This is a genomic window from Alteromonas sp. KS69 (assembly GCF_003989595.1).
Classification (GTDB): Bacteria; Pseudomonadota; Gammaproteobacteria; order Enterobacterales; family Alteromonadaceae; genus Alteromonas; species Alteromonas naphthalenivorans.
In genome coordinates this window covers 245,163-266,949 of record NZ_PYHU01000003.1, presented here as the reverse complement: position 1 = coordinate 266,949, position 21,787 = coordinate 245,163, and the positions used below count along the sequence as shown (strand labels likewise).

13 protein-coding genes and 1 pseudogene are annotated in these 21,787 nt (G+C 42.9%); 3 read left to right on the top strand and 11 right to left on the bottom strand.

All coding sequences use genetic code 11. The annotated features are described in order from the left end of the window. The 5 genes from C7Y69_RS02555 to C7Y69_RS02535 form a co-directional block, all read right to left on the bottom strand. A partial coding sequence (locus C7Y69_RS02555) for an Ig-like domain-containing protein (protein WP_185864128.1) occupies window positions 1-3,594 on the bottom strand: 3,594 nt, incomplete at its 3' end. A gap of 106 nt (window positions 3,595-3,700) precedes the next feature. Further along, window positions 3,701-4,267 carry a hypothetical protein gene (locus tag C7Y69_RS02550; protein WP_013783269.1) on the bottom strand — a complete coding sequence of 189 codons (567 nt, stop codon included), beginning with the start codon at window positions 4,265-4,267 and terminating at the stop codon, window positions 3,701-3,703. A 2-nt stretch (window positions 4,268-4,269) separates the two neighbouring features. Beyond that, window positions 4,270-5,433 carry a hypothetical protein gene (locus C7Y69_RS02545; protein ID WP_013783268.1) on the bottom strand — a complete coding sequence of 388 codons (1,164 nt, stop codon included), beginning with the start codon at window positions 5,431-5,433 and terminating at the stop codon, window positions 4,270-4,272. Continuing rightward, on the bottom strand, window positions 5,426-8,893 hold the full coding sequence (locus C7Y69_RS02540) for a carboxypeptidase-like regulatory domain-containing protein (RefSeq protein WP_013783267.1): 3,468 nt from the start codon (window positions 8,891-8,893) through the stop codon (window positions 5,426-5,428). The genes C7Y69_RS02545 and C7Y69_RS02540 overlap by 8 nt, the downstream gene beginning before the upstream one ends. A 93-nt stretch (window positions 8,894-8,986) precedes the next feature. Next, window positions 8,987-9,643, bottom strand: coding sequence for a PEP-CTERM sorting domain-containing protein (locus C7Y69_RS02535; RefSeq protein ID WP_013783266.1), 657 nt, complete (start codon window positions 9,641-9,643; stop codon window positions 8,987-8,989). Between the two features lie 283 nt (window positions 9,644-9,926). Between C7Y69_RS02535 and C7Y69_RS02530 the strand changes: the two genes are divergently transcribed. Then, window positions 9,927-13,274, top strand: a complete 3,348-nt coding sequence (locus C7Y69_RS02530; RefSeq protein ID WP_126871696.1) for a CRTAC1 family protein — start codon at window positions 9,927-9,929, stop codon at window positions 13,272-13,274. On the opposite strand, the gene C7Y69_RS02525 is transcribed toward C7Y69_RS02530, so the two are convergent. The 4 genes and pseudogenes from C7Y69_RS02525 to trmJ all read right to left on the bottom strand — a co-directional run bounded on the left by C7Y69_RS02525 (window position 13,252) and on the right by trmJ (window position 17,326). Beyond that, window positions 13,252-15,270: a multiheme c-type cytochrome gene (locus C7Y69_RS02525; protein WP_126871695.1), complete on the bottom strand. Its 2,019-nt coding sequence runs from the start codon at window positions 15,268-15,270 to the stop codon at window positions 13,252-13,254. The genes C7Y69_RS02530 and C7Y69_RS02525 overlap by 23 nt on opposite strands. 143 nt (window positions 15,271-15,413) lie before the next feature. Beyond that, window positions 15,414-15,661 (bottom strand): annotated as a pseudogene (locus tag C7Y69_RS21765) (PhoH family protein); the annotation flags it as partial. 61 nt (window positions 15,662-15,722) lie between these two features. Next, entirely contained in the window at window positions 15,723-16,547 is an 825-nt protein-coding gene (gene cysE, locus C7Y69_RS02520; RefSeq protein WP_013783263.1) for a serine O-acetyltransferase, read from the bottom strand. 11 nt (window positions 16,548-16,558) lie between these two features. Further along, window positions 16,559-17,326: a tRNA (cytosine(32)/uridine(32)-2'-O)-methyltransferase TrmJ gene (trmJ, locus tag C7Y69_RS02515; protein ID WP_013783262.1), complete on the bottom strand. Its 768-nt coding sequence runs from the start codon at window positions 17,324-17,326 to the stop codon at window positions 16,559-16,561. A 275-nt stretch (window positions 17,327-17,601) separates the two neighbouring features. Between trmJ and suhB the strand changes: the two genes are divergently transcribed. Next, the gene (gene suhB / locus C7Y69_RS02510; RefSeq protein ID WP_013783261.1) at window positions 17,602-18,378 is read left to right on the top strand and encodes an inositol-1-monophosphatase; all 777 of its coding nucleotides are present in this window, start codon (window positions 17,602-17,604) and stop codon (window positions 18,376-18,378) included. A 90-nt stretch (window positions 18,379-18,468) separates the two neighbouring features. Here the strand turns inward: suhB and C7Y69_RS02505 are convergent, their stop codons facing one another. Beyond that, window positions 18,469-19,755, bottom strand: coding sequence for an acyltransferase family protein (locus tag C7Y69_RS02505; RefSeq protein ID WP_126871694.1), 1,287 nt, complete (start codon window positions 19,753-19,755; stop codon window positions 18,469-18,471). Between the two features lie 107 nt (window positions 19,756-19,862). On the opposite strand from C7Y69_RS02505, the gene C7Y69_RS02500 reads away from it, so the two are divergent. Next, the gene (locus tag C7Y69_RS02500; RefSeq protein WP_126871693.1) at window positions 19,863-20,774 is read left to right on the top strand and encodes a LytR/AlgR family response regulator transcription factor; all 912 of its coding nucleotides are present in this window, start codon (window positions 19,863-19,865) and stop codon (window positions 20,772-20,774) included. A gap of 69 nt (window positions 20,775-20,843) precedes the next feature. On the opposite strand, the gene secF is transcribed toward C7Y69_RS02500, so the two are convergent. Further along, window positions 20,844-21,785 (bottom strand): protein translocase subunit SecF, encoded by a 942-nt coding sequence (gene secF / locus C7Y69_RS02495; RefSeq protein WP_126871692.1) that lies wholly within the window; start codon window positions 21,783-21,785, stop codon window positions 20,844-20,846. Window positions 21,786-21,787 lie beyond the last annotated feature (2 nt).

The window sequence follows — 21,787 nt, the reverse complement described above, 5'->3', positions numbered from 1 at the left end:
CAATGACCCTGTTTGTGTATCAGTTTGAGTACCTGTGGTGAAAGAAGTTGATTGTGCAGATTCAAGCAGATTACCACTAAGATCAGAAATACCATCAACAACTAGGGTATAGCCTGTCTCAGGCTCCAAGTTTAACTTAGGCTTTAAGGTTGCTGTGCGCAGATCACTGCTATTGGTAAGGTCTACTGCAACAATTTCATCACCCTTAAAGAGTTGTATGTTCTTAGTTGAATAGCTGTTTATCGCTTCATCAAACCTCACATTCAACCTGGCATTAACAGGTACAGATGTTTCTCCTTCATTAACACTAATACTACTGATCAGTGGAGCAACACCATCAGCATCAAACGCTGTAGTAAAATAGTAATTACGGTTAGACATGGAATTACCAAAGAGGTCTTTAATTCCACTTCTCAAATATATTCTGTGTTGCCTTCCTACAAGAAACGCCGCATTAGGGGTAAAAGTGATAGTCGTGCTATCGTCCTTAACATCTATTAACCCTTCAATACGTTCCCTTGTCGAGTTATCTTCGATATAGAAGCTATCACTGGTTACACTTTCCGGGTCGATCCGTTCACTCATCACCACAGTTAATGCAATATTAACGGGAACGTCTTTTGCGTTGTGAACTGGGTTAATATTGCTAACAGTTGGTCTAACTGTATCAACAGTATTTCCGGTTTCGAAAGTAAACCGTTGTTCTTGTGCCAACGGATTACCTGCAGTGTCTTTTACAATACCGATAACAACTTCATGCACTGTGTAATCTGCCATTAGTGCATTAGGCGTAAACAATACCTGCGTATCACCGCCAATTAACTTAACATTACCCGGAACTGGTACTCCACCGTCTCCATACACACGGATAGAATTAGCGTTGACAGACTTACGCGATAGAGCCTCTGAAAAAGTAACAATAATAGCACTGTTTTCCGCCACCTCAGTTTCATCAGTAGTCGGCTCAGTTGCAACTGTGGTAGGCGCAATAATATCGGGGTTCGCTGGGTCGGTACCTGCTGCAACCTCATCGCCGTCTTTTCTGCCATCGCCATCGGAATCCTGATTGTTAGGGTTAATCCCACGCGCTACTTCTTCCCCGTCTATCAGACCATCCCCATCGGTGTCAGGGTTATTGGCGTCCGTCATCCAGGTGTTAGCTTCTTCTTCATCACCGAGACCGTCACCGTCTTCATCATTTTGCACTTCAAGCGTAACGGTAACCGTTGTTGTACTGTTAGAGCCCAGATCTGTTGCTACTGCTTTAACCGCAATATTTCCAACATTCTGAGGAACAGTGAAAGGAACGGAATACGGATAGGTAGTGTCCTGTGCAACGAGCAAATTATTGACATAAAAATCGACTTTGCCAACGGCAATGTCATCCTGTGCATCTGCAGTTAACGTTAGTCTTGCACCTTCAACTGTAACGCCGTCTGTTGCAGGCTCAACTAGCGAGACAGTTGGAGGTATTCCATTCGCATCGTTTAGCTCTCTATATTGCGCGATAAACAGTTTCGTATCGCCCGTCGCTTTGTAGTCTGAGCCCACAACATATCTTTCTTCTGTAATAAAAGCATGGGTTGCGTTAAGCGCAATACCGGTACCTGCGTAATCACCTAAAGGAGAAAGATTGATCGTATCCTGGAAGAATGGTTCGTCAGGATTTTTAGTATTCACATAAGCAACAACATTTGGGAATAATTGCTCAGCAAAAAAGGTAAAGCCATTTGTCACCGCAACATCGCGTGGAACGAAGGTCCTGTCTCCGCCTTTGAGTTCCAACATTCCAGCATCCGTGATCTTATAAATACGATAGCCAGTGCTGTAAGCTGCAACATAAACATATTCATTACTGATTTCGACGTCTTTAACTGTGCCGATATTAACCGAAGAAAGGTGTAATGGCGCTGATGGGTCTTCAATATCAAATAAGGATAACGTTGTTCCACCCACGGCGACCATAAAGTTGTTTTCTACAGCAATACCTTTTACATCGGTAAGGTGTTCGGTAGAACCAATTGCAAAAGGTTTGTTAGGATTCGCAACATTGAATATTTCGATACCGGCAGAGCCATCCGCAACAAAAACGAAGTCTCCTTTTACCGATAAGTCTTGCGCAGTGCCAGCAGTGTCAAGTTTTGATACAATTTTCGCGTTTTCAGGTTCAGATATATCTACTATTTGCACACCCTCAGAACCGTCAGCCAAATAAGCGTAGGATCCAACTGCTTTAACATCGATGCTAATACCCTGTGTATCTACACTTCCAATGATTTCAGGATTCAAGGTATCTACGACGCTAATCACTTGCAGCCCAGAATCGCCAGCGGCTATATAAGCTAAGTTACCTTGAATATCGACATTATTTGCGTAGCCCGGAATAGACACCGTAGATTGCACAACTGGATCGAACTGAGTCACCGTCACATTAACAACGAAACTCTCGTCACGGTTGGTCACCGTTATTGTCGTTTCGCCTGATTGACCCGCAAAAATTTCGCCGTCTGATAAGCCGAAGTTAGCAATGGTTATATCGTCGGTAGTATAGCGAGTACCACTAGATTGCTGAGTTAAATCTACAGAAGTGCCGTCAAGCATGTAGCCTGTGACAGAAAGCTTGCCGCTAGCTTCACCATCAATGGCATTATAAGTTAGGAGTAAGTTCTCTGGGGATACCGTTATGAAATCAAGATAGTCTGTCAAATTGCCGCTTTCTGAATCATTCGGATCTGAACCACCGGCTATTTCCAGTCCATCAGAAATACCATCTCCATCGGAGTCAGCTAAAAGCGGATTAGTAACAAAACCATTCGTTCCACCAGTAAGTTCTTCTAAATCAGTAAGACCATCACCATCTGTGTCGGCTTCAAAAATGTTGGTACCCGCCTGATACTCTTCGAGCGCCGATAACCCATCGTTGTCGTGATCTTCTAACGCATCAATTGGGTCATTTGGATTAAGTCCAAGCGCACGTTCTGCATCATCCGGAATTCCGTCTGAATCCATATCGCCACCGATTCTGACTTCTACTCGACGGCTTGCTAGCACGCCATCCTTCCTAGCACTTATGAGTGCAACACCATTAGCTCTAGCTGTAACCACACCGTCTGTACTAACAGAAGCAATAGTCTCGTTTGTACTTGAGTAGTTTGTTCCTTTGTCCCCTGCAGTTAAGTCATCTACACTGCCATCGGCAAAAAAACCAGTGACGGTTAAAGGGAAGGTTTGTTTTGGATTGTCTAGAAGGAGCGTATCCGTTGTCGAAAAACGCAATGATACGGGGATAGGATCCAATTTTTCAAACTTGATATCACCAACTTTTGTAATGCCGTTACGTACCACATTAAAATAATCACTTTGACCAGAGACGGTGCGGCCATCTTCCAGTTTACAGGTCGCTCTGGCTCTGATTTGCCCCATATTGGAAGGAACGTTTGGTAAAGCCCAGCCACCATCTTCACTTACTTGAATGGTACGATTTAAAATATTTATGACACAGTTTTTATCAAGCTCTGTTGCATTAGTCTTGAGAAAAAATGCTGAAAAACATAAACCAGTGAGTAAAAGTAAGTTTAATTGTCCCTTTCTCATCTCTATCCCTGCGACACTCATTGTGGTGTATATTGGTTAACTTAAACAAGCAACTTTACTGCAATTGCAATCATTTTAATGTGAGCAAAACTAATTATTGGTGGTGTCAAGCCTCTAGACTTTCCACTTCTAATCCCAGTATTTCAGCGAGTACATCTGAATCATTTTGGATTTGGTGATAATCACTGTGATACATTAAAACAACTCTTTTTTGGTTATTGGTTAGAACGCTTAGTTCAAAACAAGTGAGTGGCGACTCAGTACTATATATTCGAGTTGTAACAAGCAGAAGCTTTTCAAACGAATCAAAAGCAACTTTAGTTTTCGGGCTATTCGAACTGCCGACATTCAGCACTCTTTCGTTTAGGTCAAAATAGAATTTTCTTCTGCTTCTTCTGCATATAAAGGCCGTACCTAAACTAAAGAGTCCCCCCAGTGTAAACACGACAATAACGAATTCGGTTTTCGAATCAAGGTTTGGCTCCAACTGCCAAACTTTAACCGACATAAATATGCACACTGTCCAACAAAATATGTGTAATCCCCATTCAAACAAATAACTTCTGAGGTTAGGAGTGATAGCGACTACATCTTTATTTATGTTCAATTTGGCGTTGCAATAACTAGAAGCAACTAGGTTGCCTGTAGCATCAATTTCGTCGCCCGCTTTCAAATTTAAGCTCTCTTATTAACGATAGAAGCCATTTTTCTATAAAACTCTGGAGAATTAACAATCTCTTGAAGTTTAAAGTTGTTTGGTGTTTGTTTTAGTTTTTTAGTTTTTCGATCCAAAGTAATAATAACTAACTGCTGTTGATTTAGTAGTGAAGCAGTAATGATGACGTACATTTCATTTCTAGCATGAAGTACACCCTCAACTTTCACTTCATCAATTTTGGACAACCTGTCCAAATAAGCAACAGGCGTGTAGTTGCTTAGGCTATAACCCAAGCGAGGATCTATCACAGGAATAAGATTTCTCGTAGAAAAATCGAGCCAATGGGCATCTAAAGACGTTTTATATGTCTTTTCTTTAACTATTCTTTTTACTGTATCTCCGCGCACAGCCCAAAGTTCTCTCAGGAATGACTCTAAATGTGTGAACTGAACATTCTTATCTTGTAGTTTACTTTTTTTATCTGCATTAAAGTTCAATGGCTCGTTCAACCACTCAACTTCAAAATTAAAAACGAGCGCATTTTGATTAGAATCACTAATTGGCTTGGGTCTATAGCTAACAGAGTATGGCAGGTTTGGCACTTTTTTTAGTGGCTTAGCGTAAACATCTGTAAGCACACTGGAGAAGATAGAACTCGAAGTTTTCCCATTAAGCAATAAATTGCTGATGTGGCATTGGCTATTTTCTGCACATATAACCGCCTCGTACCAGCTCATAACTTTCTGAGGAGCTTCGGTGAACCAATCAACAATAAAAAGTTCGTAATCTCCCCAAAACAATTTGTGAGTGGCATCAGCTTTTCGCAACTTAGCAAACCCCTCGAATTTATCAGGGATATTATTCAGTTCTCTACTCATCCAAGAATAAGAACCATCTTTAACATACGACAACTTTCGCAACTTTGCCTTGTCGTTTTCCTTCGCAAGTGTGTAATACCTAGATAAGGTTTGAATACTGTTTTTAGTATCGCTCTCATTCAACGACAGTTGAGTTTTATGAAACAAATTATCTACAACAATGCTACCAGCAACTGAAACCTCACCTCTGGGCGATTCGGCCAAAATAAATGAGGTTCTCTTTTGCTCTGCTAATGCACCAATTGAATATGAGCTTAAGAAAATACAAAAAAATAAAGCTTTAAAAATTCTCGTGCTATCCACACGTACCTCCTGAACCAGCCTCACCAAAAGTTACTGAAACTTCGTTTTGATATTGATATTTATATAACCCACCTACTTCAACTTTATACTGAGCATTTGCTTTAAACTCCGCTTTGCCATAGCTATAGCTATAACAATCAGAGCTGGTGCATTTTTCACCTTTATAGTCTTTGTAATCTGCAGAAGCACCAACATTAATAGTTGATGAAGCTTCAGCTTCACCTGCAATTAATTTGTCACAGTCTTGTTCATTAAAAATATTACAGTATTCGACCGCGCCTGCGACCTTTGCAAAAACACCTAAAGCTAGCGACCCTGAGGTTCCGAGCTTCAATAAACCGCACGTTTCTGGGTCACACTCTGATTCTTCTGTTGAACCAGATGCAGAAACACCTAAATTACCTTTCGCACCAGGCCCAAACTCAACCTCACCACCTAGTTTAACTGGGCCATAGGTTTTGATTGGCAACTTATACAATAGGCCTAGTCCAGGAACAATAAAGGTCGCTTCCAGTGAACCTGAGCCCTTTAATTCGGTTTTAGTGTATGGTTTCGGGTTTTTGCCAATAGAGCAATCTTTGCAGCACTTTTCACCACTTTCTTCGTTTAATGCAAATGAACCTTTCATTTCAAGCTTTGCGTACGGCATACCATTGTTTAAAACATCAAGTCCTTTTAACAAAGGGTGATCGCCTTTTACCTCAATGGACTTTGTTATTTTTTCATTACTTGCTTCGCAATGGTTTCCACAACTTCCATCTTTACAGGTGTAACACGCTTTAGCATCGGAACCGTCACCACATTCCTGTTTATTCTTACTTTCATCTGGCACTTTTTCACCGCCAGAGCACATTCCGCACTTTTTGTCGTCTTCAGATATATCTCCATCATCTGGAACATCAAAAATTGGATTTTCCCCATCGCACCCTGGCTTTTTGCAATCGTATTTCACATCTGCACTTACCGGAATGTCGCCCGGATTTGGTTTAGAGCCCTTGCACAACTGTGTTTTACAATCTTCTGGCGTCTGCTGAGAACGAGGTTTATTATCCTGTGCAGGATCTCTTACACATGAACTGCCTTGACACTTCTGACACTCTGGACAGTTGTGGGCTGTACCTGAACCGCCCGGCTGTGAACCACAGTGCCAGCCTGCTTTCACAACACCCACACCAGGGTTGGATGAAACAACTGAGCCATCTTCCGAAACTGTACCCAAACCTATAGCTACGAATTCTTCTAAGTCGTGATCAAAAGAATACATTTCAACCTGTGCACCTGGCGCATGGCCATCTACATTAGGTAGCGTTAATTTCGCAGCAGGAGAGAAGGTCGCGCCAACTGGCTGGATTGTTACGATGAATTGAGGTTGCATGCCATTGGGCGGCGCCATTGGTACTTTTGAAGCATTTACAGGTGTGACTGAAATAATCCCTTCACGCGAACCGTCTGGGAATGTCACTGAATCTTTTGCGATTTCCAGTTTAAATCCTGGGAAGTTATCAAGAGTAAGTACTACGTCTTCTTTACCCGCATACACACCATTATCTGTGTCTAGTTTGACCATGTAGATCGGGCCAGAAAGTGGGTTGTCCACACCTGACACGGTTACAATATGATAGCTTAACGTCGGATACTCACCAAAAGCAGTCGTGGTTGAGCCATCCACGATTAAATGAACCGGTCCAACTGGCGCTTGATTAACAGTGAACTGACCTTGTTGATCTGTAAATGCGGTCCTGTCTGTGCCTTCTATACGCACCGTCACACCGGGCAAAGGTTTGTCTTGATTGTCCAGTACAACACCACTTACGCTAGTGATTCCGGCGTCTGCTGGTACAAATGCTGTCGCAGAGAAACCTGCCAATAAATCCATACCCTCAAGCGAGTCAATCAATACAGCTTCAACGCGCTGGGCATCTATGCCCGTAAGTGAACCTAAAGTAAGTTGCGCCGACGCACGACCATCGCTGTCGGTCGAGGTTTCATAGCTGCTTTCTTCATTTTGGAAAGCACCCTCGCCTTTAATCACATCAAATCGTACACGTGCTCCTTGCACTACATTGGCACCACTGTCTGTTACTGCAACAACAAACGGAGCTGGTAAGGTTTGTCCTACAACACCACGCTGATTATTACCTGAGTTAACGCTGATTTTGTCGCCCGTTACGCTGGTTGCTGAAGCAGGGAAAACAACCTCGTTTTCAACCCCAACAACTTTAGCGCGAACCTTATGGTTAGCGACACCTGTGCGATAGCCCACCTGAAATTCAGTGCGCGCCATACCTTCAGCGTCAGTCGTCGCAATGATAGCTCGGCCGGATGTTTCTGGCGTGCTGCCAACAATTCCCGCACCTTGCGTTACCCTGAAAACAACAGTTGCATCTGCGATTGGCGCATCAGAGCCATCAACCAATTTTACAATTAGTCGTTCAGGTAGTTTATTGCCGATTTGTGCAGTCTGGTTTTGGCCACTTACCAATACTAAGCGTTTATCTGTTGCAATTTTGTAGATAACTTTTTGCGATATAGATGCGCTGTTGCCTGATTCATCGATAGCGGTAACCGTAAGAACATTTTCGCCCTCGTTTAAGGGCACATCCGTTGCGGCATAGCTACGGTTAGACACGGTCGCTTTAATGCCATTAACTTCAACCGTTGCCTGTTCTTCAGAGACGGTTCCGCGCACAATATCATTAACTAGGCCTGTTACAGTTATTTTGTCACTGTAAACTTCTTGTGCTTCTGTATGAGATTCGATTGTTATGTAAGGAGGGGTTAAGTCCAGTGATACAGAAATAGAATCGGTTGTTTGCTCACCACTTGCATTGGTCGCTCGTGCTACGACGGTATTAAATCCTTCGATTAGTTCAACATTGGCACTAAATTGTTTGCCATCATGCGCAATGACTGCACCATTTAATGTTAATTCCGCATTTTCCTGATTAATAGTACCCGTAACATTTACTGGCGAACTTCCAAAGGTGGACAACGTGGTGGGTGAAAGGATATCCACTTCCAGTGCTACAGGCTCTAATGATACCTGAACATAGGCAGAGCCACTGATATCGAAACTGCTGCGCCCACCAACAATAGTGATGGGACCAACCGTCAAGCTTTGACCGGGTTCCAGTATCTGGTTTTGCGGAAGTGCTACAACATAGTCCAGTTCGCCTAACTCGCCGTCAGCATTGCCAACCGATATAGTAGCTGGCGTAAGCGATTCGATAACAAAGCGGACCGGGCCGTGTATCGGTTCATCACTATTGTTTGTGATTTGTGCCGTAACGGTAGCATCGGGTGAGCGCCTACTACGTGTTGGGTTATTCCAGCTTACTTCTATATTTGTATCTTTTACCCAACCATCTGAATTCGCTTGCGCATTCGCCTTACCTACGTTCACGAGTAAAGCAGCAACCGAACAAACGAATATGAAAAGTAGTGACTTAACCGTGTTCAAACTTTTATCTCCCTGATAACTCGATCTTTTAAAAGAACGAGCGTCTTCCTTAAAAAGGACCTAATTAGCCCCTATAATAAATTTGTTTTTTGTTTACGCAGACTTGCGACAACGAGCTAACAGCGTGAGGCCAACGAGTAACATAATGAAGGACTCTGGTTCCGGCACAGGCACCGGCGTGTTATTGTAAGTAAAGAGGACATTGTCTACTGAGTAGGAAAGATTAAAACCATCATCTTCATCGGCAAGTTCAAATGAGATGGCAATTCCTCGGCCTAACCAATCACTCATATCAAATAAGAAGGTTTCAGCTACATTTCCAAGTGCAGGAATTTCAAACACAGCATCAAAGGTGTAGTCAACCGCATCATAAATTGCCAAAAAAAGCGTGTCACTGAAAGCAGAGCCGCCTTGCTCTGTTGGATCAAAAAGCATACTTAGTAGCGCCGCATCGACACTTAACATTGATACATTAGGGTCAACCATGATTGGAGAATCAAAAAGGAAGCTTCCATCATCACCTTGTATTAGGACGGCTGCAAACGGGTCAGTATTATCACCTGATGATAAAATAGCCTGACCGTCATTCTCTGTCACTGAGCCAGTGAAACTCGCGTCGCTCCAGTCATTCAGTCCTGATGAAAAATCACCATTATTAATTAGGGTCGCAAGTGCTGCCGTACTAAAAAAGAGAGATTGCACAAGACATAAAAGCACAATACAGGCTTTAGTTATTTTACTGCTTTCCATAAACCGCATCCATTCTGTTATTATTTTTTCCGTACAAATTACGCCCAGCCTGCACCCACGGGGTCGTATTTCATGAACCTTAAGACCTAGTGCAAATCATCGACGTATGAGTAAAGCACTAGAAATTGTATATTTTTCACACCAACAGGTAAATATTACACTTGTCACTTTTTCAAGTAAAGAATATTCTTTTTTCTTGTTGCTATTCTGTGAACGGAATAGACTTTCGTTAAAGGCATCTTCCCCGTAAAGTGTTACAGTTTATTGAAAAACAAGGATTGTTGTGAAAAAAGCTCTTCTTAATATCAAAGTACTACCTACCTTTGGATTGATAAGTGTTATCTGTTTATCACTAAATCTCATTTTTGATTTTACTTTTTCGACAACCTCCAAGTCAGTAAATCCTATCAATTTTCAAACTGAGCAAACGCCTGTTCAATTTGTAGAATCAGCCTTTGTAAAGGGCATCATGTTCAAACATATTCAGCGCACTGAAAAGCTATCCGGTATCAAAGATGCAATGGGTTCAGGTGTATGTGTCATAGATTTCAATCAAGATGGGTATGAAGATGTATTTGTTGTGGGTGGCGAAGGCGTTACTCGTCGATATGGAAAACAACATTGGTGGAACAACCCGACAGGTTCCAAGCTTTATCAGAATATCGCCGGACAGTATTTTACAGATGTCACCACCTTAGCAGGAGAAGCGCAGTTACCTGGTGGATATGGCTGTGCTGTTGGCGATTTGAATGACGATGGATATCCAGAGCTAGTTTATGGTAAAACTAACGAATTAATCTTGCTCACTAACATAAATGGCAAAACTTTTAGTCGGTCCACAATAGGTGAGATCCCAAAACCTTACTGGCCGCTATCGATCACTATTTGGGATCACAATTTAGATGGCAAGCAGGATATTCTCGTCGCCAACTTTCTAGATTATGAGAATGACATAAAGATAGGGAACCAGGAATACGGGTATGAAACCGATTCGCAATTTAATGCTGAAAACTACAATGGATTAAGAAACGCAATTCTGCTGAATAGCGGTACCCAAGCCAACACACCTACTCCTCTATTCGAAACTCTGCAACTATCAAGTTATGACCGAACTTTAAGTATTATACCCAAACAAATTATTGCCGGAAATAAGTCCGCTTCAAGCGGCTACTATATTGCAAACGGCTCAGGTTCAAATTCAGACTTTATTGGTTTTGGCGATAACCAGTCAAGTGACCTCTTTACCAAACTATTGAGTTTTAAGAAGTCCCCCAACGTTCAACTCAGTTCTATAAAGGTTTCAGATAAAACTGCATTGTTGTTCATCCCCTTTGGAGGGGGAAGCACTCAATTGCATTTGGCAGGTGAACAAGTAAACAAGGACAGAGCTTGGCAATTATTCGCAACGTCCGATAAGGACGCTTCAGTGCAATCTTGGGGAGCAATTGTTGAGGATTTAAATAATGATGGCCGTGAAGACTTCATCATAGCAAAGGGCAACGCAGAACCCCATATTGACACCCCTTATGTGCCAGTAGGAAATGTCAATTCCGGAAGACTTCAGATAGCCAATGGGCGATTTGAGTCAACTTTATTTTCCCAGTTTCCCACACTAAAACGTTCCTCCCGAGGGATCGCGTCTGCTGATTTTGACAACGATGGGAAACTTGATTACGCCGTAAACAACAATAATGGTGCGCTGTCACTGTATATGAATCGCACTGACACCAATAATAATTGGATATCTTTCACCTGTCAGCCAATAAACCTCTGTAATCTAGTAGAATTTACTTTAAACACTGAGTCAAACACGCAGTTAGCAACCAAGACATTAGTGAAGCCTCAGCCCTTTCTGTCTTCAAGCCAACGCAGGGTGCATTTCGGCCTAGGTCAATTTGAATCTAACGTATCTCTTAAAGTGACAGGACCTGATAACAAAAATATTTTTGAAAACTTAGCACTAAACAACATTTATCAGTTGAGTTTGGCACAAGGCAAGATCGACATTATCTCGAAAAAAACAAGAAGCCATACTGACTCAATTGAGGCCGGCCATTACAATTTTTTTGCGTATATAGATTTACCGGTAAATGAACTTATTCCCGCGCTATCGCAAACAATTGATCCCTCGCTTAGCTCACTGCTGACATTTGCCAGACAATTAAACCATGATAAATTTGTAACAGTGAAAACTTCGCAGGCGAGAAGTCAGGAAGTCATCACATTAATCAGTTGGTTATTTAACCAGATGCAGCGATTTCCGCCATCGCAGCAGCGTGGTGAACTTTATGCCATGCTTATTGAGTTAATCAGTAAAACCGAAAGTGATCTGTTTGTAGAACACTTGGATTATTTGATTCGTTCACTGCCAGAACCACAATTTTGCCAACTAACAGATAACCTTAATTACTGGTTCTGGGAAGAAGAGGTGGCTCCATTAAATAAGCCAGTACTGAAGTCTCAGTTATTGCACCGCGCGCTGAGAACGCCCTTCGAGTCTGAGACAATTTGTGCGCTTCATGCTTTGAGCGCGAGCGAAGACCCAACAATAGGCGCTTCGCTCATGGCATTTCTTCGCCAGGACCAACAGAATCAACACGCATCAAACGCCCTAATTGCATCCGTCATTAGAACAATTGGCTTTTTGAAGTACCGAAAAGCACTAGCCCCATTAACGCAGATCTGTTCCAACGTTAACGAACCGGTTCTTAAAGCCGAATGCGTAGTGACGTTAACTAAACTTGACGTAAAACCTGGCAGGATAAAATCTATTGTTGAGCGGACTGAAAATGATGAATTGGTATTCAGGCTTCATACTGACAGACTTGTTTTACAAAACGTTTTTGGGCCCACAATAACGACGGAATCGGACCCAACTAAAACTTCGTGGGTCAGCACCTACCTTAATTCGACTCTGTTTAGTCATTTTTCCATCGCCCATACTATCGATATTGTCTCAGCAGCAACAGAGCAGGATAAATTGCGAGCGATAAGTCAACTCAATCGGTTGCGCTCAGAAAAGGATATTGAACGCATTATCTTAAAAATGAACCAACTCGGTCTGCCCCTATCTGAAGATTACTCACAGTTACTACTAGAGCATTATCCTGAGCAATCTTGGTTTATTCCTTACTTAACTTTGCAAAGCTTACAGTCCTTTTTCGAAAACCAAGATTTAAACCAGTACTCCCCAGCATTTCGGTCAGCTATATCAAAAGAGTGTCGTATTCGCGCTTCTTTAACAGAGTATTGTAAGCAACGCTTTGAGCCAGACATGAAGTACCTTAGAAGTGGTTTTAGTGCTATCTTGGAAGACAACCCCATGGCACTTAGTTACTTGATGCAATCCGACTCAAAGGTGAAAAAACGGGTAGTGATAAATCAACTGGCCCGTGCTGCGCGAAATGTACACAAAGAAGGGTTAACAGAACAAAGCCCACAGCTGACCAGAATTTTTGAGTTTTTGTATCTTCAGCACAGTTACACCGGTGTCTCTACTAATCAGGTAAATAATGTTTGGATTGCTAGCTTTATCCGTTACGCGCAAGCTAAAGGTTATGTACTTGATTCGCAGTGGCGCCAGCATTATGTGCTCGCATCAAAAAAAACTACTGACTCGCTGGTGCTTTGAGCACTTTTACGCTGACACTGTCTCGTGCAATATCTATAATTGGATTCGTATCAACTGATTGTTTTAGATTAACCCAATCTAAATACTTCTGGTTGAGTTTGCGAAACTTAAGTGTGGCTGAAATAGTAAGTGGTGATGTGGCCCAGTCTGGCACTATGAGATCAAATTCTACGACGTCAGTAGACCCCGCAGGGATCACATTAACATAACTTCGCCCAACCATATTGAACAAGTCGTGACGCCATACTTCTTTACCGTGTCTGTCGATTGCGATTTCTTTGTAAACAACCGTGTCTGCCCCCAAGGACCCGTCTGTTTGCAACTGACCACTGGAGGTGACAAGACGTTGCTGTCCGTCATATACCTTAAAGTCAATCCAAGCTTCATTTAAGTCTATGGTGCCACCGGGAAAACTATGCCCAACGCCTTGATTCGTCAATAACACTTTGATTTTTTTGTGCTCTCCCCGATACATCGCAACCGGATATTTGTGCTGGTTTCTCAGCTCAGCTTTAAGGTACAGTGCGCTTTGTTTGGCCTGCTCATCTTCGGGAGGCTCAATCGACAACTGAATTTTGTCTTGCTGCAGAAATTCTTTGGTCATTTCAAATAATGTTTCGTTACCGAAATGTTTCGCCAACATTACGTTGGCACCGACAAAGTAGTGAGAACGTACTTGCCCTGCGCCATCGGCTGCGATGTCGTCAGCCTTTATCATCGGCATGTGGCAGTCTTGGCATTGTTTGTTTTGTGGATGAGAAAACCTCAGCTCTTTAGGCGAATTAAACTTACTGTTTGACCAGGCTAGAAATTCATCCTGCATTTTTACCCAGCCCCAGTTATTCATGGATTTATCCATAAACTGGATATGACATGAACTGCAAAATTGCGACTCTTGCAGCAGCGGTGATAAGAGATCCTTCGCATGACGCTGTGGAACCAACTTTAGCGCCTGTTGATGTAAAAAATTAAGAGGCCATACATCCACATTGGCAAACAGATATGATTCTCTGGGGGAAAAATGATAACTTGCCACCCCTTCTGAGCTAGTTAAGTGACTCACGCCATGACATGACATGCAGCTGATCCCTTCTTTGTTTGCAACAGTACCTAGTTTACCTCCATGGCTCCCCCCCGGTGTTAACTGTCCAGTTAACAAAGCCACTGGTGCGTGACACCCCTCACAATATCGGGTTGGTGCAATGCCCTTAGATTCCGTCAGCAAATTCACGTTTCGTACGTATGTAGGGTCATCCGCCGCATGTCTGTGCGTAGAAGCCATCCATTGCTCACCTATCCCTTTATGGCATTCAATACATTGTGCAGATTCTGCAATATACCTTCGTTGTACAAAAGTACCACTCTCGGTCATAGTTAAGCTGGGCAAAAAAGGACCGTCGCCATAAGCATAAAGATAATCGTCCACCGTATTATTTGGGTAATTATTTTGGATTAAGTAGTTTCCAGTCAACAGGGTAATGGTGATAGCACATGCAACCCCTACTACAACTAAAATAGGTTTGATTATTTTATTAGAAAGCGTAATAAACCCAGACGGAACGCTTGAACGTCTGTTTCTTGGGAATGTTATGTAATGCCAAATTAAATGAAAGACTAACAGGAAAAGCGTTAGGATTGCACACACTATGTGGCTGTCGAGCAACCAAGCTTGTTTTTTTAATACTCCGGTAAAACTGATCAGAACACCTGTTAGCGCGAGATAGCAGATTGCAAGAAATAAAATCACGCCAAGAATGATCGAGCCAGTCCGTCGAAAACCCACCGTTCGTTTAAAATGCTTATAGGAGTAAAAAAAGAAAATGGCACCAATTACATAACCTGCAAACAGGTGCACAAGGGCTAGCGCCTGACGAAGCCATCCCCAACTTAGGTTCAGCGCATAAGAAGTAAAACCACTAACAACGAGAATTAAGAAAAGGGCAATAAAGCCGTGTAATAGAGAAATTTCCTGTTTATGTTTGTCTGGTATTCCCACTACGGCACGTCCATGTTACTTCTGGCCTTGTTTATTGAGCATGGAAATATATCAAGAGGAGGTTGGAACAGCCAGTTTTAATTTTATCGGTATGGCAACATGAAGTCAGTGATCGAACAATAATAGCGTTGGCCTTTCGGTCAATACAGACGGTTGGCTTTTTTCAGAATGTAGTTCACAGGCCTTTAGCGTTCTCGTCATGTTTGTGAAGCACTTCAAGTGAATCGGTTATAGCCGCCAGCCAGGGCAGCAATTTTTCTTACTCTGTTCGGTAGAAAGCCAATGGAATAGGTAATTTCTGTCAGACACGCGCGACAATGATTTTGTCATACATGTCGCGCTCTACTACCATTTCTCGAGCAGCGGCTAGCGTAAAAAGGGTTTTACCGCTGAACTATTTAAGCTCTAAAATTAGTAACTTAAATACCGTTAGTTTAACAAACCTCTAATGATTAGATTGTTGGGTCAAACGCCTCTTGGCCAGCTTTAGCTTTACTCTCATCTGCAAACTCAATACCCGTATCAGCGAAATCTTGCGCAGATATGTTATGCAAGTTATCAGTACAAACGTCACCGCCGAGTGATTGAATCACTTTGCACATCTCTTCCACCTTGGTATCCATTTGATGCATATGCTCCAGCATGATGCCCATGGCATTAGCGACAGGATCTGGATTGTCAGGCGCAACTGCATAAGCATCGAACCCATATTTTTCCGCAATTTTATTGCGGTTGGGGTTAACCTGCGCTGCATCACTTTGTTGTTTAGAGATAATTATACGCCCAGGAATACCCACTGCAGTTGCCCCCGCAGGTATATCTTTCACCACTACGGAGTTTGAGCCTACTTTGGCATTTTCCCCTATGGTAATAGGACCAAGCACTTTAGCGCCCGCGCCCACTACGGCGCCTTTTTCTAACGTAGGATGACGTTTCCCCGGCGTCCAACTTGTACCGCCCAATGTCACCCCGTGATACAAAGTAACATCGTCGCCCACTTCTGCAGTTTCACCAATCACTACGCCCATGCCATGGTCGATAAATACACGGCGCCCTAAGGTAGCACCGGGGTGAATTTCAATCCCAGTCAGCCAACGGTTAAATGTAGAGAGGCTACGTGCCAACCATTTCCAGTTGGCTTTCCACAATTTGTGGCTAACACGATGCAGCCATACCGCATGTAAACCTGGATAGTTGGTTAAAACCTCAAAGGTATTTCGTGCCGCAGGATCGCGATGAAATACCCCTTGAATGTCATCTTTAATTCTAGAGAACACGAGTGCCTCGTCTAGTTAGGTGATTCATTATCGTTATCAATTTCAGGCTCAGGTTCAGGCGCTGGCGCTTTCACCGATTTATCGATAGACGCCAATATACCACGTAGTATGTTCAGTTCTTGAGACTCAGGACGCGCGCGATTGAACAAACGTCGAAGTTTAGTCATCACTACACCAGGATGGCTTTTACGAATGAAAGAGGTGCTTTCCAAAGTCGTTTCCAGATGGGTATAGAAACGCTCTAAATCTTCGTTTAGTGGGTACTCTTCTTCAACGCTGGGGTAGGTTTCGCGATTAAGATAGGCCATACGAATTTCATAACATAAGGTTTGTACCGCGGCAGCTAAGTTAAGCGAGCTATATTCAGGATTTGCTGGAATACACATATGGAAGTGACACTGCTGCAACTCTTCGTTGCTTAATCCACTATTTTCACGACCAAATACCAGTGCTACGGGGAAATTACTGACTTCCTGTACTAGTTTTTCGCCGCATTCACGTGGCCCAAGCATAGGCCATGAATGGGTTCTAGAACGGGCCGAAGTACCGACCACCAAACCACAATCAGACACGGCTTCTTCTAATGTACTCACTATTTTAGCATTGGCGAGGACGTCTCCAGCACCTGCTGCCAAGGCACTTGCTTGGCCATCAGGCTCATGAACAGGATTAACTAAATAAAGGCTACTCAAGCCCATGGTTTTCATTGCTCTCGCTGTAGAGCCAATGTTGCCAGTGTGTGATGTACTCACCAAAATAATACGGATGTTCTCGAGCATGCTTTTTATTACCTGTAGCCTCGTCAATATTGAGCGAATAGTAGCACAATGGCGGTATAGATGGCTATCTGAAGGCCTACATTGATGCCTCAAACCAGTCGGCATCATCCGTAGTTGTGCGACCTACCCACATTTCATTTGCATCACACGAGCATTCTGGTTAAGATGCGCGCGTTTTGAACACCTTACCTTGTGGGTCACTTGCGTAAAACGCATGTTGGGCTAACCTATGGTCAAGGTCTGTTCTTTGGTCTTTTACAATTGGTGGTTTATCTATGCATCCTATGCTGAATATTGCGGTGCGCGCAGCGCGTGCGGCTGGCACAATTATTGTTCGTGGTTTCGAAAAACACAACGAAGTAGCAACTGAATCAAAAGGCGCTAACGATTTCGTTACGCAAATCGATAAAGATGCTGAACAAGCTATTATTGCTAAAATTCAGCAATCATTCCCAAATCACTGCTTTATGGGCGAAGAGTCTGGCGAAACTGCCGGCGCAGATACAGATTTCCAGTGGATTATTGACCCATTAGATGGCACCACCAATTTCATTAAAGGCATTCCTCATTTTGCCGTATCAATTGCATTACTTCACAAAGGTCGTCTAGACCAAGCTGTTGTATTCGATCCTATTCGTAGCGAGTTATTCACAGCTAGCCGTGGACAAGGCGCTCAGCTAAATGGTTACCGTATTCGTGCGTCTAAGCCTCGTGATTTAAATGAGACTATTCTCGCCACTGGCATGCCGTTTAAAAACAAAGCTAAGTTTGGCGAGTATGCGCTAAGCCTAAACAAAATTTTCCATGAGTGTGGCGACATTCGCCGTGCAGGTAGTGCAGCGTTAGATTTAGCCTACGTTGCTGCTGGCCGTCATGATGGCTACTGGGAACGTGGTATTAAAACGTGGGATATCGCAGCAGGCGAACTTATTGTTCGTGAAGCTGGTGGCCTAGTCACCGACTTTAAAGGCGGTAACGATCCACTTTATAGCGGTGAAATTGTTGCTGGTAGCGCCAAGGTAGTTCAAGGCTTAGTTAAGCATTTAAAATAGCCTTTGCATTTAGAAGGCAGCTCATTGATTTAGCGTCTCGTATAAAATGAAAAAAAAGCGGTGTTCATACACCGCTTTTTTTGTGCCTGTTTATAAGCTGGCTTTTGTAGGCGGCTTAGACCCTGTCTTTGAATAAGCCGATGCAGAAGATAGCGTAATGGTTGTATCAATGTCTTGGTTAGGTCGTTGCGACCTAGCCTTCAACCCAAATAGTACTCGTGTAACCATGTTTCTTTTGGCAAGTTCATAAGTTAGCGCACAACCAACTAACGTAAATAGTAAAATGAGCACAAACTGAATGCCTACTGGAAAGCCTATTGAATGAAGGCTATACGCGGCCACCACAATCAGTGTTTGGTGCATCATATAGTAAGAAAGCACACCGCTATTAAGGTATTTTACCCAACCCATGGGTTTATTTAAATAACGCTTACCAAAACCTAGTATCGCCGCTAACCAAGCCCAATGATTCAGCACTACAATATAACCGACCATCACTCTGAACCACCAATACTCAGTCATCCAGTCGCCAACAGGCCCAAACATGTCATGCCTATCTGCGATAATAAGTGAATACATGCACAACGCCACCACCGCGCTTACATAACGAGTACGCTCTAGTGCTTCCCATAGTTTGGGCTGCAAAATGATAACGGCACCTACCACCATAACAAGGAAGTATTTAGCATGGCTGTACCAGTCATTTAGCAAATCGTGTGTAGTGGGGTATGTATTTCGCAGCATTAGCCATATTGCGACCATTGCTGTAGAGGATGCAAAAGAAAAGCTTATTATTCCAATCTGGAGTTTTGCCAACTGAGCCATTATCGGAAACAGCAAAATTAACAATAAGGAATACACCCACAAGTAAGGGAGAAACCAAAGGTGATTCCATGTGAGTAAGCCAATGTCAGAATGACGCTCGGTAAGCCATTGTGTATTAGGGTTAATGTATTCTAAATAGAACTGCGTAAAAGTGGTGTCTATCACCCCATTTACCGTCCACTCAATATAAACTTGTGGGGCAACTATCACAAACATGCCAAATAATAACGGAATCATTAAACGTTGGGTTCGCTGAATTATCAACTTCCCTGCCCGTTTTAGGAATAGAAGCGGTTTAGGCTCTACGCGCGTCAACAATACCGTGAGTACCATCGAAGAAATTAGAAATAACAGCGACATTCGCCACTGATTAGTTAAAATCATCACGTCTTGCAGCCACGCTTGAGGCTGTTCACTTTTGATATGCCACCCCCATTCCAAAACGTAGTACATACCAATGTGATAGAGAATTAACACACCAAAGGCGATCACTCTTAGTGCATCGAGTTCATGAAACCGGGTTGATTCGCTGCGACTTATTGCTTGTGTCATTACTGTCTGCCCTATTCAATAATGTAGTAATAGGGTTTGATATAACGTAGATTTTCTTACTTACACTAGCGTAGAGTGACGAGAGAATGAGTAATTGGGGGTGAGCGGTGGGTAGCAGTGACGAAAAACTCAGTCAGTTTTTTCGCGATACAGAGCGATATCATAAATGGGCAGCCTTTGTACTGCTGGTGATTTATCTATTTTTGAATAACTCGATTAATGCTGCATCAGATTGGACAGAGCTCTCGAGAGATTCAAATAACAGCACTTCGTTGTGGGAGCCTTATCTGTGGGAATATAGCAGCGCATTGGCCACTGCATTATTAGTCGTCCCCCTTATTTATTTCATCCGCAAACTTGATACTTACGCATTTGGGATTAGGACATGGTTACTTTGGCATTTTGCGTTTGCGAGCCTTTTTTCATTTGCACATGTCACTTTGATGGTGGCCTTTAGAGAGCTGTGCTATTTACTATCGGACAAAGAATATAATTTCGGGCCTATAGCCAGCGAACTTTTCTATGAGTACCGTAAGGATTTATGGGGTTATATCACTCTTATCACCTTTTATTACATCATGATGTTCAGTTATAGAAGACTTATAGGAGAGGCTTCTGCTATTCGGGAGCATGATGCGCCTGGGGAAGTTAGTGGCGCTAGAGGGGATACCCCCACCTCGGGCATGCCTGACAATTTATTGGTAAAGAAGCTAAACAGAGAATTTTTAGTAAAACTTAGTGACGTCTATTGGGTAGAAGCATCAGGCAATTATATTAATCTGCACACGGTTAAATCGACCTTTCCATTACGGTATACCATGAAACATTTCTGTGAACACGCTAGTGAAAAAGGCTTCATTCGTGTTCATCGTTCCTATGCGGTGCAAAGCACACTTATAGATAATATACGATTTGAAGACAGCGGAGATGGCACTTTAACATTGTTAAATGGCACTGAAGTTCCCGTCTCTAGGCGTTACAAAGACGCCTTAAAAGCCCGCTTAACTCTTGCCGCGTAAATTGAAAGCAAAAAAAAGCTAGTCAATTGCTGACTAGCTTTTTGTAACCTGTGAACCTAGCGTCAAAAATTAGGGCATTGGGTCTAAATCAGCGCCTTCTTTTTCTACCTGAGGTGGCATCAAATCTTCTTTACTAATACCCAGTGCTAGTGCAACTGAGCTTGCAATATAAACGGAAGAATACGTACCAACAACAACACCAAACAACAATGCAGTAGCAAAACCATGAATGAGTGCGCCGCCTTTATAGAACAAGGCAATCAACACTAATACCGTGGTGAGTGATGTAATGATTGTACGATTCAAGGTTTGCGTAAGCGAAATATTGATAATATCAATGGGCTCGCCTTTACGAATTTTGCGGAAGTTTTCACGAATACGATCAGAGACAACAATGGTATCGTTAAGCGAGTAACCAATTACCGCTAATACCGCTGCGAGTACCGTTAAATCAAATTCAATTTGAAGTATCGAAAATAACCCCAAGGTTAGAATAACATCATGAGCAAGGGCCGATACCGAACCTAGCGCGAAACGCCATTCAAAACGCATGGCAACGTAAACCAATATACAGATGAGCGCCACTAGCATGGCCAAACCACCCTGCTCAGTAAGCTCTTCACCCACATTTGGCCCTACGAATTCAATACGACGCATATCAACCGCAGTGCCGTCGGCACGTAACGCTGCTAATACTTGCTCACCAATGGTGGCCGCTTTAACACCGTCACGAGGTGCAATACGAATTAGCACCTCTTGGCTGCTGCCAAAGTTTTGTACAATAGCGTCTTCGAATTCCGCGTTGTTAAGTAACGCACGAATCGATTCTAGGTTTGCCGAATCTTCATAACCCACTTCAATTAACGTTCCGCCAGTGAAATCTAATCCCCAATTAAGACTGTTAACGCCCAAAGAGACGAATGAGCCTAAAATAAGAATGGTAGATAGCACCATCGCTGGCACACGCAGACGCATGAAATTAATGGTTTCAGATAACTTTAATAATTGCATGT

Coding starts and splice junctions, on each gene's coding strand:
- secF (WP_126871692.1), bottom strand. CDS start 21,785: ATGCAATTATTAAAGTTATCTGAAACCATTAATTTCATGCGTCTGCGT.
- suhB (WP_013783261.1), top strand. CDS start 17,602: ATGCATCCTATGCTGAATATTGCGGTGCGCGCAGCGCGTGCGGCTGGC.
- C7Y69_RS02535 (WP_013783266.1), bottom strand. CDS start 9,643: ATGGAAAGCAGTAAAATAACTAAAGCCTGTATTGTGCTTTTATGTCTT.
- trmJ (WP_013783262.1), bottom strand. CDS start 17,326: ATGCTCGAGAACATCCGTATTATTTTGGTGAGTACATCACACACTGGC.
- C7Y69_RS02505 (WP_126871694.1), bottom strand. CDS start 19,755: ATGACACAAGCAATAAGTCGCAGCGAATCAACCCGGTTTCATGAACTC.